Source organism: Streptomyces durbertensis (genome assembly GCF_014156695.1).
Classification (GTDB): Bacteria; Actinomycetota; Actinomycetes; order Streptomycetales; family Streptomycetaceae; genus Streptomyces; species Streptomyces durbertensis.
The window spans coordinates 1-14390 of the sequence record NZ_WMLF01000104.1; the positions used below are offsets into that span (position 1 = coordinate 1).

The 14390-nt window shown below is 73.1% G+C and carries 13 protein-coding genes; 11 read left to right on the plus strand and 2 right to left on the minus strand.

What is annotated here, in order from left to right:
* The 4 genes from GL263_RS09820 to GL263_RS09830 all read left to right on the plus strand — a co-directional run.
* Positions 1 to 966, plus strand: a 966-nt coding sequence (locus tag GL263_RS09820) for a tyrosinase family protein (RefSeq protein ID WP_182855218.1), incomplete at its 5' end; no start/stop codon positions are given.
* Positions 967 to 1149: 183 nt separating this feature from the next.
* Positions 1150 to 1284, plus strand: a complete 135-nt coding sequence (locus tag GL263_RS28835) for a hypothetical protein (protein ID WP_267132758.1) — start codon at positions 1150 to 1152, stop codon at positions 1282 to 1284.
* Positions 1281 to 1514, plus strand: coding sequence for a hypothetical protein (locus GL263_RS09825; RefSeq protein ID WP_182855219.1), 234 nt, complete (start codon positions 1281 to 1283; stop codon positions 1512 to 1514). Before GL263_RS28835 ends, GL263_RS09825 begins: the two co-directional genes overlap by 4 nt.
* Positions 1511 to 1738, plus strand: coding sequence for a helix-turn-helix domain-containing protein (locus tag GL263_RS09830; protein WP_182855220.1), 228 nt, complete (start codon positions 1511 to 1513; stop codon positions 1736 to 1738). Before GL263_RS09825 ends, GL263_RS09830 begins: the two co-directional genes overlap by 4 nt.
* Positions 1739 to 1775: 37 nt before the next feature.
* Here the strand turns inward: GL263_RS09830 and GL263_RS09835 are convergent, their stop codons facing one another.
* Both GL263_RS09835 and GL263_RS09840 read right to left on the minus strand, forming a co-directional pair.
* On the minus strand, positions 1776 to 2987 hold the full coding sequence (locus GL263_RS09835; protein WP_182855221.1) for a PucR family transcriptional regulator: 1212 nt from the start codon (positions 2985 to 2987) through the stop codon (positions 1776 to 1778).
* Between the two features lie 2 nt (positions 2988 to 2989).
* The gene (locus GL263_RS09840) at positions 2990 to 3178 is read right to left on the minus strand and encodes a hypothetical protein (protein WP_182855222.1); all 189 of its coding nucleotides are present in this window, start codon (positions 3176 to 3178) and stop codon (positions 2990 to 2992) included.
* Positions 3179 to 3421: 243 nt separating this feature from the next.
* Here GL263_RS09840 and pgfA point away from each other — a divergent pair, with 243 nt between their 5' ends.
* The 7 genes from pgfA to GL263_RS09875 form a co-directional block, all read left to right on the plus strand.
* The gene (gene pgfA / locus GL263_RS09845) at positions 3422 to 4366 is read left to right on the plus strand and encodes a cell envelope lipid trafficking protein PgfA (protein ID WP_182855223.1); all 945 of its coding nucleotides are present in this window, start codon (positions 3422 to 3424) and stop codon (positions 4364 to 4366) included.
* 557 nt (positions 4367 to 4923) lie between these two features.
* Positions 4924 to 6147 (plus strand): glycosyltransferase family 4 protein, encoded by a 1224-nt coding sequence (locus GL263_RS09850; protein WP_182855224.1) that lies wholly within the window; start codon positions 4924 to 4926, stop codon positions 6145 to 6147.
* A 10-nt stretch (positions 6148 to 6157) separates the two neighbouring features.
* Positions 6158 to 6898: a class I SAM-dependent methyltransferase gene (locus tag GL263_RS09855; RefSeq protein ID WP_182855225.1), complete on the plus strand. Its 741-nt coding sequence runs from the start codon at positions 6158 to 6160 to the stop codon at positions 6896 to 6898.
* Positions 6882 to 11309, plus strand: a complete 4428-nt coding sequence (locus tag GL263_RS09860) for an alpha-(1->3)-arabinofuranosyltransferase domain-containing protein (RefSeq protein ID WP_182855226.1) — start codon at positions 6882 to 6884, stop codon at positions 11307 to 11309. Before GL263_RS09855 ends, GL263_RS09860 begins: the two co-directional genes overlap by 17 nt.
* The gene (locus tag GL263_RS09865) at positions 11306 to 12592 is read left to right on the plus strand and encodes a condensation protein (RefSeq protein ID WP_182855227.1); all 1287 of its coding nucleotides are present in this window, start codon (positions 11306 to 11308) and stop codon (positions 12590 to 12592) included. The genes GL263_RS09860 and GL263_RS09865 overlap by 4 nt, the downstream gene beginning before the upstream one ends.
* Positions 12589 to 13359, plus strand: a complete 771-nt coding sequence (locus GL263_RS09870) for a class I SAM-dependent methyltransferase (protein WP_182855228.1) — start codon at positions 12589 to 12591, stop codon at positions 13357 to 13359. The genes GL263_RS09865 and GL263_RS09870 overlap by 4 nt, the downstream gene beginning before the upstream one ends.
* A gap of 14 nt (positions 13360 to 13373) precedes the next feature.
* Positions 13374 to 14390: DMT family transporter (locus GL263_RS09875; protein WP_323379327.1), on the plus strand; the 1017-nt coding region annotated here is incomplete at its 3' end.

Genomic DNA, 14390 nt, shown 5'->3' on the forward strand with positions numbered 1-14390 from the left:
GTACGGCACAACGTGCTGACCGACGCCGACGCGCGCGACGCGTACGTCCGGGGTGTGTTGCTGCTCAAGCGTGAGGACTCCGGCTTCACCACGGACCAGTTCGGCGTACCGGGCACCCCGCGGCCGGTCCGCACCTACGACCTGTTCGTGATCTGGCACTGCCTGGCGATGCGGACGGCGATCCCGCCGGGCGGTGAGTGGTGGGTGCGCAACGCCGCGCACAGCGGACCGGTGTTCCTGCCGTGGCACCGGCTGATGCTCGCCGTGCTGGAGTTCCAGCTCCAACGTGTGCTGGAGGACGAGGACTTCGGCATCCCGTACTGGGACTGGTCGGTGGACGGATCGCTGCCGGCGCCCGGCGACGCGCCGCTGTGGCGCGCCGACGGCATGGGCGGTCAGGGAGACCCGGTCGCCGACGGCCCGTTCGCATTCGACGACCAGGACCCGGACGCGTTCCGGGTGTTGGTGGAGACGGACATGTTCGTCAACCTGCGCCAGACCGACCGGGGGCTGCGACGGGCCTTCGGCCGGGAGGCGGCGACGCTGCCGAACGCCGTGGACGTGGGCGAGGCGTTCAACACGCAGCCGCGTCCCTTCGGCGATCCGGACCTCGCGCGGTACGACTCCCGGCCGTGGTTGGCGGGTTCACCAGGCTTCCGCAGCCGTCTGGAGGGGTACAGCGGACCGGGTCTGCACAACCAGGTGCACCGCTGGGTCGGCGCCGACATGACACTCGCGTCCTCGCCCAACGACCCGGTGTTCTACCTGCACCACGCCAACGTGGACCGGCTCTGGGAGGCGTGGATGAACCGCAACGGCCGGGTGTACGAACCGGCGGCGAGCGAGCCCGAGACCATGCTCGGGGGGCGGATCGACGACGCCCTGATGTCCCCGTTCGGGCTGCGGGCGCGGCCCCGCGACCTACTCGACCTGAGCGCTCTCCACACCTACGACACGGTGCCGTGAGCGGCCGGGCGCGAGAAGCCGATCACGACCGTCACCGTCAGCACTTCACCAAGAAGATCACTCGAAAGGATGAGGAAGGGCGTCGGGTACCTGGCGGGGGCCCGCTACTCCGCAGGCGATATCACACAGGCGTGATATATCATCCCTCTGAACGAAGAGGATCAGTTCCGGCGCATCCGTATCGTGGAGCACGAGATTCCCCGCGCACAGGAACTCATCGCCCAGTACCAGGCGGGCCTGGCTCACCAGCACGAGAAGATCGCTGATCTTCGCTACGAACTGGGCCGCCTGGACGAGCGCACGGGAGACAGCTCATGACCGTCGCGACGAGTGAGAAGCAGGCTCAGGATGCCCGGCTTCGGGAACGACTGGAGTCTGAGGCGCCGGACAGGGCGCGCGACTTCGTCAACGACGACCACCAGTTCGCCATTCGGCGGTGGCGCGAGATCGCGGCCAAGGAAACCTCTCCCGCCGCGCGTCGGATCATGGACGCCTACGTGGCCGCTCTGGAGAGCATCGACGTTCACGCCCTGGGGCGAGCGGAGTGAGACACGAGCTTGATATCAACCTTGCCGAGCTGCGGAGGAGCCATGGCGTGACACAGGTCGATCAGGCCCGACGCATGGGAGTCACGCAGTCCCGGGTGTCGGCCATCGAAACCGCCGCGCCGGGGAGCCTCCGACTCTCCACCCTCGGTTCGTACCTCGACGCCTTGGGTGTGCGGGCTGAGCTGCTGGTTCGGCCCGCCGACGTCGAGCGGCAGCACGCCTGATCCCCAGCCGAGCCGCCGCCCCCGCCGGGCGGGCGGGTCAGCCGAGGTCGCCGCGGAGGCGTTTGGCGCGGAGGACGAGTTCGAGTTGGAAGCGGTGGTCGGGGTCGTCGATGCCGTCGCCCCACAGTTCGCGGATCTGGCGGAGGCGGTAGCGGACGGTCTGCGGGTGGACGCCGAGGCGGGTGGCGATCTCGGGGGCGCCGCCCCGGGTCTCCAGCCAGGCGAGCAGGGTCTCGGCGAGCCGGCGACCGTGGGCGGTGCCGCAGTCGTTGAGGGGTGCGAGCAGGCGGCGGCCGAGATCGTCGATGAGTTCGCGGGGCGGGAGGAGGACCAGCGCCTCGGTGTGCTCGGTGCAGTCGACGAGGCCGCCGCCGGGCAGCAGGCCGTCCTCGACGAGGGAGACGGCCTGCTGGGCCCAGCGCAGTGACTTGGCGGCCTGTTCGAGGGGTACGGGCGGGCCGACGGCGCCGTTCCAGCCGGACACCGCGCGGCGCAGCAGTTCGGCGCGGCCGGCCGCGTCCGGGTCGGGTACGACGAGGATCGGCCGCTCGCTCTCCATGTCGAGCAGGACGTCGGGGCCGACGGCCGGGGGCACGGCCTCGCGGGCCGGGCGGAGCAGTACGGCGACGGCGACCGTCTCCGGTAGGGCCCAGCCGATCCGGGCGGCGCGTTCGGCGACGGCGGCCGGGGAGGGCGGTTCCTCGTCGTGTTCGGCGAGGAGCAGGTCGAGCAGTCCGCGCTGGAGGCGCAGCCGCTCGCCGGCGCGGCGGGCGGCGGCCTCGGCGTAGCCGCGTACGGACTCGGCGACCAGGCCGTCCAGGTACTGGAAGCCGGACTCGGCGAGTTCGTACATGGCGGGTGCGGGGATCTGGACCTCCTGGCCGATCTCGGCGAGGCGGCGCCAGGCGAGGCGGACGCCGAGCCGGTAGATCGCCTGGAGGGAGTCCAGGCTGCGGCCTTCCAGAAGTTCCCCGCGACCGAACTCCTGGAACACCGGCGGGTGCACATGGGGGTGGCCCAGTCCGGTGGCGAGGTGCTCGACGAAGTGCTCGAGGGCGCGGCGGATGCCGATGAGGGAGAGCGGCACGCCGTTGCTGTCGAGGATGACGGGCAGGCCCGGGTACTCCTGGCGGATCTCGCGCAGGATGTCCTGGGCGAGCACCGGGATCTCGCCCCGGGCCAGCTCGGTGAAGCGCCGTACCTGCGCGTCGGGCACCGCGCGCCAGGCGGAGCCGACCTCCGTCTCCATGGTCACTCCTCGGCGGGCGCCGCCGCGTCGGAGGAGCGGGCCTCCTCGGGCGAGTGCTCGGGGAAGTACACCAGCGGGACGTTGGGCTGCTCGGGTGTCGCGCTCAGCAGCGAGACGACGCCGACGGCGGCCCCGACGGCAAGAATGGCCGCTGCGACGCAGGTCAGAGCGGCTGCGAGGAGTCTGTGCATGGCGCGGCGGACCTCTCATTGGGATGTGGTTCCAGTATCCCGGTCACCAGCGGTCGCCCCCGACACCAGTTCGTCTGCTGAGTTTGGAAGGGCATTGACGTGCTGTCAAGGGTTCGCTTACGGTCACCGGCCACGGCAGGCTTACTCGCCGCCTTCACTTCTCGAAGTCAGCTCGAAGACATCGCGACGAAGATCTCGACGACATCCTCGAACGCGCACCTTCATCCTCTGGGAGCACCCGCCATGCGCCGTTCCGCCTCACCCTTGTCGCTGGTTCTGTTGGGAATCGGCGTGTTTCTGCTGGTCCTGGGCCCGATGCTGGCCTGGTACGTGGAGCCGCGCGCCAAGCGCACTCCGATCGACGTGGACCAGACCACGGTCTTCAACGGGACCGGAAAGTACTTCGACCAGTCGGCCGTCACGACCCGCGACAACGAGCCGCTGACCGTCACCCGCCGGGTGATGGGCAACGTGGCCGAGAGCGAGCGCCACGACGTCGCGGTCTGGGACGTGTCGACGACGATCGACACGAAGACCACCCTCAAGCGCAAGGATCCGCGCAAGTCGCTCCAGTGGACGACCGAGCGCTGGGTGTCGGACCGGGAGACCAACCGGCCGGTGCACTGCTGCGGGGAGACGCCGAAGAAGATCCAGGGCGAGGCGTACCTGAAGTTCCCGTTCGGCGTCGAGAAGCGGGACTACCGCTGGTGGGACTCCACTCTCGGTGACGCGGTGACCGTGAAGTACCGCGACAAGGTCAAGATCAAGGGCTACGAGGGCCTGCGCTTCACCGCGAAGGTCGAGCCGACCCGCACCGGCAGCCGGCAGGTGCCGGGGCTGCTCGTCGGCATGCCGGAGCGGCCGCAGGTGATGGCCGAGGAGTGGTACGAGAACCAGGGCATCGAGCTGGTCGTCGACCAGGCCACGGGCCGCATCCTGCGGGCGGCGATCGGCCCGAAGCTGACGCTGCGCGCGCCGGGCGGCGAGAAGGACGCCGTGACGCTGCTGGAGAGCGAGCGGATCGTCTTCGACGACAAGACGCAGCAGGCCCAGGTCGAGCAGGCGTCGGCGGACAGCAGGAAGCTCCGCACGGTCGGCACGACCGCCCCGGTGGCCTCGGGTGCGGCCGGGGTCGCGCTGGCGCTGGTCGGCGGCGTGCTGGTGGCGCGCGGACGCCGCGAGGAGTGAGCCCGGGGCCGACGGCCCCACGAACACCGACGCGGTCGGCGGGACCACACACCCAGAGGGGGTTCCGCCGCCCCGCGTCGGCACGCCCGCAGGCAGGGCGATGCGCCCGCGCCGGCGCCCCCTCGTCGGCGGCGCGCCCGCGCCCCGGTCCGCCGAGACGTCACCGCGAGATCGGCGAGACCCAATCGAGACATCGTGTCGTAACACTGGACCTCACGCTTACTGACCAGTAGAAAGCTGGTAGGAGCGCGCTGTCAGGCACGACTTCAGGCCAGATTCCCTGCTCCGGATGACAAGTACCGGACCCCGCGAAACCGGAAATTGTCATCCAGGTGAGTAGCCGCCGACCATCGGGCCGCGAAAACTGAGCACACTCGATCGCCAGCTGCCCCCCGGCGGTCATCCAGTTCGTACACACCGAGCACCACCCCCGAAGGGCCGCCGACGCCGGCACGGCGCCGAGCCCCTCCCCCCTCGCATCCGTACACCGAACCGAGCCGTACCCAGCCACCCCCGCATCCCCAGCCATCCGCAACCCGAGACGAGTTGGAGCGCCCATGCCCCAGCACGTGCCGCCGGTCGCCCCCTCCGTCACGTCCCTCGTTACGCGTCAGACGACGGAGGCGGCCACCGCAGCGCCCGCCGTCCAAGCGCCCCCCACTCCGCGCAGGATCGTCTTCCTCGCCCGCCGGGATCTCGACAACCCGGCGGCCGGCGGATCCGAGCTGCTGATCGACCGCATCGCCCAGGGTCTGGTGGCCCACGGCCACCAGGTGACCCTGGTGTGCGGCGGCCCCGCCGCCTACCGCGACTACCGCGTGGTCTCGGCCGGCGGCGACGCCGACCACTTCCTGCGCGCCAAGCGCGCCATAGGCCGCCAGGTCGGCGACTGCGACCTCCTGGTGGAGGTGTCCAACGGGCTGCCCTACCTGGCCCCGCTGTGGCACCGCGGCCCCACGATGTGCCTGGTCAACCACGTGCACACCGAGCTGTGGGGGATGCGCTACCCGGCGCCCGCCGCCCGGCTCGGCCGCAAGCTCGAACACTGGGCGCTGGCCGGCACCCACAAGGACAACCTGCTGGTCGCCGTCTCCGGTTCCACCGCCGGGGCGCTGCGCGACCTGGGCGTGCCCGGTGAGCGCATCCGCATCGTGCACAACGGTGTCGAGCGGCCGGCCGCGCTGCTGCCGAAGTCGCCGGAGCCGCTTTTTGTCGCCGTCGGACGCCTCGTCGAGTACAAGCGTGTGGACCTGCTGCTGCGGCTGTGGGAGCGGGTGCGGCCGGTCACCGGCGGCCGGCTGGTCATCGTCGGCGACGGGCCCGAGCGCGCGCGCCTGGAGGCGGCGGCCGGTCCGGACGTCACCTTCACCGGGCACGTCTCGGAGGCCGAGAAGCACCGGCTGCTGTGCGAGGCGTGGCTGCTGCTGCACCCGTCGGCGATGGAGGGCTGGGGCCTGGTGGTGATGGAGGCCGCCGCGCGCGGCACCCCCGCCGTCGGCTTTGACATCCCCGGACTGCGGGACTCCATCGTGGACGGCTCCACCGGGCTGCTGGCCCGCGGCGAGAGTTCCTTCGCCGCCGCGTGGTGCTCGCTGGCGCTGTCCAACCAGCGGCGTGAGCTGATGGGTTCGGCCGCCGCGCGGCGCGCCGAGTCCTTCGGCTGGGAGCACACCGTCCAGGCCTTCCGTTCGGTGGCGGCCGAGGCGTACCGGCGGGCGACCGCCGGACGCGGCGTACCGTCCGTGGGCTCCCGCCCGGCGCGCCGCCCGGCCGGGCGGTGAGGAGCCGCACGTGAAAGACCCGTCCATCCGCAGGTCGTTGACGCTGTTCCGGGCGTTCATGAACGAGCAGTCGGATCCCGAGCACTGCTACGGGCTGCTCGCCCGGGACGCCGTGTCGCAGGTCGAACGGTACGAGCCGCTGGACGGCCGGACCGTGCTCGACATCGGCGGCGGCTCCGGCCACTTCACCGAGGAGTTCCGGCGGCGCGGCGCGCGCTGCTACCTCTTCGAGCCCGACCCCGCCGAACTCGGCGCGCACGGCCGCCGCACCCCCGGCGCCGTGCTGGCCGACGGCTACCTGCTGCCGGTCGCGGACGGCACGGCCGACGTGTGCTTCTCCTCCAACGTCCTGGAGCACGTCGCCGACCCGCAGACCTTCATCAGCGAGATGGTCCGGGTCACCCGCCCCGGCGGGCTGATCTACCTCTCCTTCACCAACTGGTACTCCCCCTGGGGCGGCCACGAGACCGCGCCCTGGCACTACCTGGGCGCCGCCCGGGCCCGTGCCCGCTACGAGCGGAAGCACGGCCGGCCGGCCAAACACACCCTCGGCGAGAACCTGTTCGCCGTTCACGTAGGCCCCACCTTGCGTCATGTCCGGGCGCGTGACGACGTGCAGGTCGTCACCGCCCGCTCCCGCTACTGGCCCTTCCTGGCCGGTGCGATTACCCGTGTCCCGGGCGTGCGCGAGATCGCCACCTGGAACCTCCTCCTCATTCTTCGGCGGTGTCCCCATGTCGACGAGCACTGATGCCACGCTCCACCTCACGCCCGACGGGCGTGGGCGGAGCCCGGAAGACCCGGGCGGCCCGGGATCGCCGGACGAGCGGCCGCGCTCCAGGCGATGGCTGCTCGGTTTCTTTGCCGTCGTCCTGCTCGGCTTTGTCATCGCCGCTCCGGGGCTGATGACCTTCGAGACGAAGCTGGGGGTCGCGCTCGACCCCTGGAAGTTCCTCGGGGAGTTGGGCGACCTCTGGTCGGACGAGGCCGGCTTCGGCGGCATCACCAACCAGTACATCGGCTACCTCTTCCCGATGCTCCCCTTCTACCTGGTCACCGACCTGCTCCAGATACCGGTGTGGCTGGCCGAGCGGCTGTGGCTCGCGCTGGTGGTGACCACCGCGTTCTGGGGCGCGCTGCGGCTGGCCGAGCGGCTGCGGATCGGCTCCTCGTCGACCCGGCTGCTGGGCGCGGCGGCGTACGCGCTGTGGCCGACGTTCACCATCATCGTCGGCTCCACCTCGGCCGGCGCGCTGCCCGGCGCGGTGCTGCCGTGGGTGCTGCTGCCGCTCACGTCCGAGAAGCTCAGCGCCCGCGCCGCGGCGACGACCTCGGCGCTCATCATCCCGTTCATGGGCGGGGTGAACGCGGCCTCCACCCTGGCCGCGCTGCTGCCCGTCGGCCTCTACCTGCTGAGCCGCCCCGGTGAGCGCCGCTGGAAGCTGCTCGCCTGGTGGGTGCCCGGCGTGGTCCTGGCGACGATGTGGTGGGTGATCCCGCTGCTGCTGCTCGGCGCCTACGGCGTGGACTTCATGCCGTACGTGGAGCAGGCGTGGAACACCACCAGCACGATGTCGGCGGCGGAGATGCTGCGCGGCGCGGGCAACTGGGTCGCCTACCTGAACTTCGGCGACGCCTGGCTGCCGGCCGGCTGGCTGCTCGCGACCAGCGTGCTCGCGATCCTCGGCACCTCGCTGGCCGCCGCGTTCGGCCTGGCCGGCCTCGCCCGCCGGGACATGCCCGAGCGCCGCTGGCTGGTGCTGACCGTCGTCACCGTCAGCGTCATCATGCTGGCCGGCTACGCCGGCGCGCTGGGCGGCCCGTTCGCCGGCGAGGTCCAGAGCTGGCTGGACGGCGCGCTCAAGCCGTTCCGCAACATCTACAAGTTCCAGCCCGGTCTGGCGCTCGCGCTGGCGCTCGGTCTGGCGCACGTGGTGAACGTGGTCGCGCGTCGCGGCGCCGAGCGCCGCGGCCGGGCCGCCGGCCGGGTGCCGGGCCGCCGGCTCGTGCCGGTGCTGGCCGCCGCGCTGGTGCTGCCCGCGATGGCGCTGCCGTACGCCAACGGCGACGTGCTCCAGCCGGGCGGGTTCAAGGACCTGCCCAGGCACTGGAAGGACACCGCCGACTGGCTCGCCGACAACTCCCCGAAGACCCGCGCGCTGGTCGTCCCGGCCACCGCGCACGGCGTCTACACCTGGGGCTCGCCGATCGACCAGCCGCTGCACGTGCTCGCCAAGTCCCCCTGGGCGCAGCGCGACTACGTGCCGTTCGGCCCGGCCGGTGAGCGCCGCGCGATGGACGCCGTCGAGCAGGCGCTGATGGCCGGCGGCGCGGTGCCGGGCCTGGCCGACTTCCTCGGCCGCGCCGGAGTGCACAACGTCGTCGTGCGCAACGACCTCGACCCCGACCAGGTCGGCTACGTGCCGCCGCAGACCGTCAAGCGGGCGCTGGAGTCCTCCGGCTACCGCCTGGTGAAGGCGTACGGGCCGCTGACGACCGGGGGCCGCATCCCCGAGGGCACGCCGATCAACATCCAGGGCTTCTACCCGCGCCAGCGCGCGGTGGAGATCTACGAGCCCGTCGACGCGCCGCGCCCGCCGCGCGTCGCCGCCCTGCCCGTCGCCGACACCGCGCGGGTCAGCGGCGGCCCCGAGTCACTGCTGCGGCTCTCCGCGGACCCGGAGTTCCGGGACCGGCCGGTGGTGCTGACCGGTGACGAGCACCCGGGCCTGAAGTCGCCGTCGCTGCACGTCCAGGCGGACGGGCTGCGCCGCAACGACACCCGGTTCGGCCTGGTGAACAACAACACCTCCTACACCTACACCAAGGACGAGAAGAACCACCCGAACAGCCTCCAGGACGCCGGCAAGGCGCCGAAGCAGATCCTGCCCAGCGCCGACGTGAAGCACCAGACGGTCGCCGAGTTCGACGGCGCGAAGTCGGTGAGCGCCTCCAGCAGCGGCAGCTGGCTGTTCCACCTGCCGCAGTTCGACCCGGTGCACGCCTTCGACGGCGACCCGAGCACCGGCTGGGCCGAGGCCAACGTCGACGGCGGCGTGGGCGAGTGGATCCGCATCGACTTCGACGAGCCGACCCGGGTGCCCTCCACCATCCGTCTGACGCCGCTCAAGCCGGACGGCATCCGTCCCGACGTCACCTCCGTCGAGGTGACGACGGACAAGGGCACCGTCGAGAGCGTGCTGAAGACCAACGGCGAACCGCAGAAGGTCAAGGCCCCGCGCGGACTCGCCAAGTGGCTGAAGGTCACCATCACCGGCGTGCAGGAGCACCGGGCCGGGCTGACCGGCGCCGGCTTCGCCGAGATCTCCGTGCCGGGCGTCCAGGTCAGCCGGATGCTGGTCCTGCCGAAGGACGCGCCGCGCGGCGCCACCGAGAGCGAGATCGTCTCCCTGCACCGGGCCACCGACCAGGGCGGCCTCAACCCGGCCGGCGCCGAGAACGGCATGCACCGGATGATCCAGGTCGCGCGCGGCGGCGAGTACACCTTCAAGGCGACCGCCACCGCCGTGCCCGGCCGCGCCTTCGACGAACTGCTGGACGAGGTGGCGCCCGGGAACCGCGACCGGGTCCGGGCCAGTGCCGACTCGGTGAGCCCCACCGGCGTCTCGCTCAGCGCCCGCAACCTGGTGGACGGCGACCTCACCACCGCCTGGATCGCCGGCGACAAGGCCGTCATCCGGCTCTCCTGGCCCGAGCCGCGCGAGGTCGACTCAGTGGTGCTGTCCGCCGCCGGCGGCGTCTCGGCCCGCCCGACCGAGGTGCGCATCACCTCGCCGGACGGCGCGGTGACCACCGCAGTCGACAAGAACGGCTGGGCGCGGTTCAGCGCGATGACCACCGACCAGTTGGAGATCGAGATCACCGACACCGCGCCGGTCACCCTGCACAACCCCGTCGCCGGCGACAAGCTCCAGCTGCCCGTCGGCCTCAACGAGGTGTACCTGCCGGCGCTGGCGGACCTGCGGGTGACCGCGCCGCCCGCCTCGGCGAAGTTCCGGCTGCGCTGCGGCGAGGGCCCGGCCGTCGCCATCGGCGACACGCTGCACGCCACCAAGGTCTCGGGCACCATCCGCGACCTGAAGGAGCGCCGCCCGGTCGACGTCGAGCTGTGCGCCGGCGACGAGCGGGACGGCACGGTGGAGTTGAGGCCCGGCACGCACGAGATCCGCACGGCGGGCAGCGGCCCGCTGGCGATCACCGACCTCACCCTCACCGCCGGCGACACCGCGCTGCGCGGCGCGGCCTCCCGCTCGGTCGACGCCGGTGACTGGGCCGGCGCCGACCGCCGGATCGAGGTCGGCTCCGGCGAGGCCTCCTACCTGCGGACGCACATGGCGTTCAACAAGGGCTGGACCGCCAAGCTGGACGGCGAGAAGCTGACCGCGCTGCGGCTGGACGGCTGGCAGCAGGGCTTCCTCGTCCCGGCCGGCGCCGGTGGCGTCGTCACCCTGGAGTACACCCCGGCGGCGTACTACACCGGCGGTCTGATCGCCGCCCTCGCCGGACTGCTGCTGCTGATCGGCCTGGCGTTCGTCCGCCGGAGCGCGGGCGCGCCGCTCGGCGCGCAGCCCGCCCCGCCGGCCCCCTCGTGGGTCCTGGGCGGTGTGGTCCTCACGCTGGCCCTGGCGGTCGTGTCCGGCCCGTACGCGCTGGTCGTCCCGGCGCTCGCGGCCCTCGCCTGGTGGCGGCCGAAGCTGCTGCCGCCGCTGGCGCTGGTCGCGATGGCCGGTGCGGGTGTGGTGGCCGCGACGGGCGCGGGCGAGGGATTCCTCTCCGGCGGCGGCGCGTTCAGCTGGCCGGCGCAGGCCCTCGCGCTGCTCGCCCTGGCGGCGGCTCTGGTCAGCGTCCCGACGGGACGTCAGACTGGGGAGGACGTCGGCGGCGGCGACCCGGTCGCCGACGGCAGGCCGGCGGCGGCCGTACCGCCGAGGCCGCGCTCGGCCGAGGCACAGACCGTGCGGCAGCCGGCGGTGGTCCCGGCCGGTGCGGCACCCGCCCCGGCCCAGGCTCCGAACCAGGCCCAGGCTCCGGCGAACCATGCCCAGGCTCCCGCTGACGCGTCCGACGCGCCCAGCACGGCGGCTCCGCTCTCCAAGGAGGCCGGAGCGGCCCAACCCCCCGGGGAGGAACCCACTCGATGACCCCACAGCGGATCCCGTTCCCGGTCGTGGACGAGATCTCCCGCCACACCGTCGTCGACGGTGAGCCGGAGAACGTCCACATGGAACTCCACCTGCCGGGCCGGCTCGACCCCACACGGCTGCGCAAGGCCGTGCGGGAGGCGCTGCTGCGCCACCCGAGAGTGCTGGTCCGGCAGGCGCCGGGACGCTGGTGGCACCGCTCGTACGAGTGGGAGCTGACCGACGAACCCGACGTCGATCCGGTCTCCTGGCCCGGCGGCACGCTCGCCGAGGCCAGGGAGCGGGCCGTGACCGGGATCCCCCCGCTGACCGTCTCGCCGCCGATCCGGTTCGAGGTCGTCGAACCGCCGGCGGCGGACGGCGGCGGCTCGGTGATCGTGGTGTGCCTGAACCACACCGCGCTGGACGGCCCCGCCTGCCTGCGGGTGCTGGCCACCGCCGCCGAGCTGTACAGCGGCGTCGACAACTCGCCGGCCGTCGCACCGCCCCGCGCGGAGCGACCGGCCGGCGAGCCGGTGCCACCGGCCCGCTCCACATGGGCCCGGCCCGCCCGGATCGCCGCCGACCGCCGGGAGTCGGGCCGCCGCCCGGCGCCCGGCAACGGGGTGCTGGTCACCGAACTGCCGCTGCCGGCCCGCCCGCGCGGCGTGCCGTACACGGTGAACGACCAGCTGCTGGTGGCCACCTTCCTGACGGTCGTGCGCTGGAACCGGGAGCACGGGCAGCGCGCCCACCCGGTGCGGATCACGATGCCCGTCGACGACCGGCCCCGCACCGCCGACATGCCGATGGGCAACGGCACCCGGCTGGTGGAGGTCACCTTCGGCGACGAGGAGCGCACCCCGGACGACATCCCGGCCCTGCTGCGCGCCACCGCCGCCAGGACCCGCGACCTGAAGACCCGCAGCCGTTCCCAACTCGGCCTGGGCGCCGGTCTGTTGACCACTCCCGTGGTGCCCGTCGGGATACGGGCGGCGGCCACCCGCGCGCTGCGGGTCGCGGCCGCACCCTGGGCGTCCACCACGCTGCTCTCCAACCTCGGCCGGATCTCCTACCCCCTGGACTTCGGCGACGCCGGACGCCCCACCGCCGTGTGGGTCTCCGCACCCGCCCGGATGCCGCGCGGACTGGCCCTCACCACCGTCTCCACCGGCGGGAAGCTGCAACTCGTGGTCCGCTGGTCGCGCGAACTGCTCGACGACGCGGCGGGCAACCGGTTCGGCGAGGTCTTCGCCGAGTCGCTGGCCGCCACCGCACACCGCGATCCGGAGGTCGCCCCATGACCGCCCGCACCGAACCGACCACCGGATCGACCGGGTCCACCGGGTCCACCGGGGACAGCCTGCAGCGGCTGTACGAGGACCCGGCGACGCCCGTCGCCTCCGGGCCCGACCGGTCCCGCCGGCAGGCCCGCATCCTCGCCGCCGCGCTCGCCGACCGGACCGAGCCCGGCGTGGTCCTCGACATCGGCTGCGGCGACGGCAGCGCCGCCGCCACCGCCGCGCCGATGCTGCGCCCCCACCGGCTGGTCGGCGTCGACTGGTCGCAGGACGCGCTGCGCCGGGCGAGCCGCCACCTGACCGCCGTGCGCGGCGGACTCACCGACCCCGGGCTGCCGTTCGCCACCGGTTCGGCCGACGCGGCCCTGTTCAGCGAGGTCATCGAGCACCTGGTCGACCCGGACGCCGCGCTCGACGAACTGCGGCGGGTGCTGCGGCCCGGCGGCCACCTGCTGCTGTCCACGCCGAACCTCGCCGCCTGGTACAACCGCGGGCTGCTGCTCGCCGGTGTGCAGCCGGTGTTCTCCGAGGTGTCGATGCGCGGCATCCACGGCCGGCCCGGCTCCCAGGTCGTCGGCCATCTGCGGCTGTACACGGCCCGGGCGCTGCGCTCGATGCTGCCCGCCGCCGGCTTCGACGTCGTGAAGATCACCGGGGCGCCCTACCACGACGTGCCCAGACCGCTGCGCCCGCTGGACCGGCTCGCCTGCCACGCTCCCTCGCTCGCCTCGATCCTGCTGGTGCACGCCAGGCGACGGGAGGGCGACTAGCGGTGTGGTGGGGTGTGGTCGCGGCACTGCTGGCCAACCTGCTCTTCAGCATCGGCTTTGTGGTGGAGAAGCGGGCGCTGTCCGGGCTGCCGCCGCTGTCGGCCGCCCGTCCCACACAGGTGGTGTGGCACCTGCTGCGCAGCCCGTTGTGGATCGTCGGCGCCGGCGCGCTCGGCCTCGGCTTCGTCGCCCAGCTCGCCGTCTACCGGACGCTGCCGCTGATCGCCGCGCAGGGGCTTTTTGTCACCGGCCTGGTGATGCTGCTGTTGCTGTCGTCGCTCTTCCTCGGCGAGGAGTCCACCGGCGGCGAGCGCCGGTCGATGGTGCTGATCCTGCTCGCCCTGGTCATGATCGTCGTGTCGCTGCGCGGCGAGGAGGAGCCGATCAGCCGGCACGCGCCGACGGTGCCGCTGCTGCTGGTGTGCGTTCCGGCGATCCTCGCCGGGCTGGCGCTGTTCGCCACCGCCGAGCGGCGGTCGCGGCGCCGCCACCGGCTGCCGACCAGCGGCGTCCCCTACGGCGTGGCCGTCGGCTTCCTGTACGGCGTCAGCTCGCTGGCGATCAAGGGCGTGGCCGGGCACCTCGACACCGGCGACCTCGGCGGCAGCGCGCTGGCCGTGCTGACCTCCCCCTACCCGTACCTGCTGCTGGTCACCGGCTCGTCCGGGCTGGTCCTGTCGCAGACCGCGCTGCAACGCTGCCGCGCCTCGCTGATCGTCCCGGTGTGCACCACCGTCACGTTCCTGTTCACCGTCGCCGCCGGCACGCTGGTGTTCGCCGAACCGCTGCCCGACGATCCGCTGCGGCTGGCACTGCGGCTCGGCGGCTCGGCGCTCGCGGTGACCGTGCTGCTCGCACTGCCCCGCCACGAGCCGGGCGCCGAGGACCCCGGGCCGGAAGAGCCGCACCCCGCGCGGCCGCCCGCGGAGGAGTCGCGCGCCGAGGAGCCGCACGCGGCCCGGGCGGCCGCCGGCGACCCGGTGGCGTCCCGGCCGCCGTCCGTGGACCGGCCGCCCCTCCCCCGCCCGACG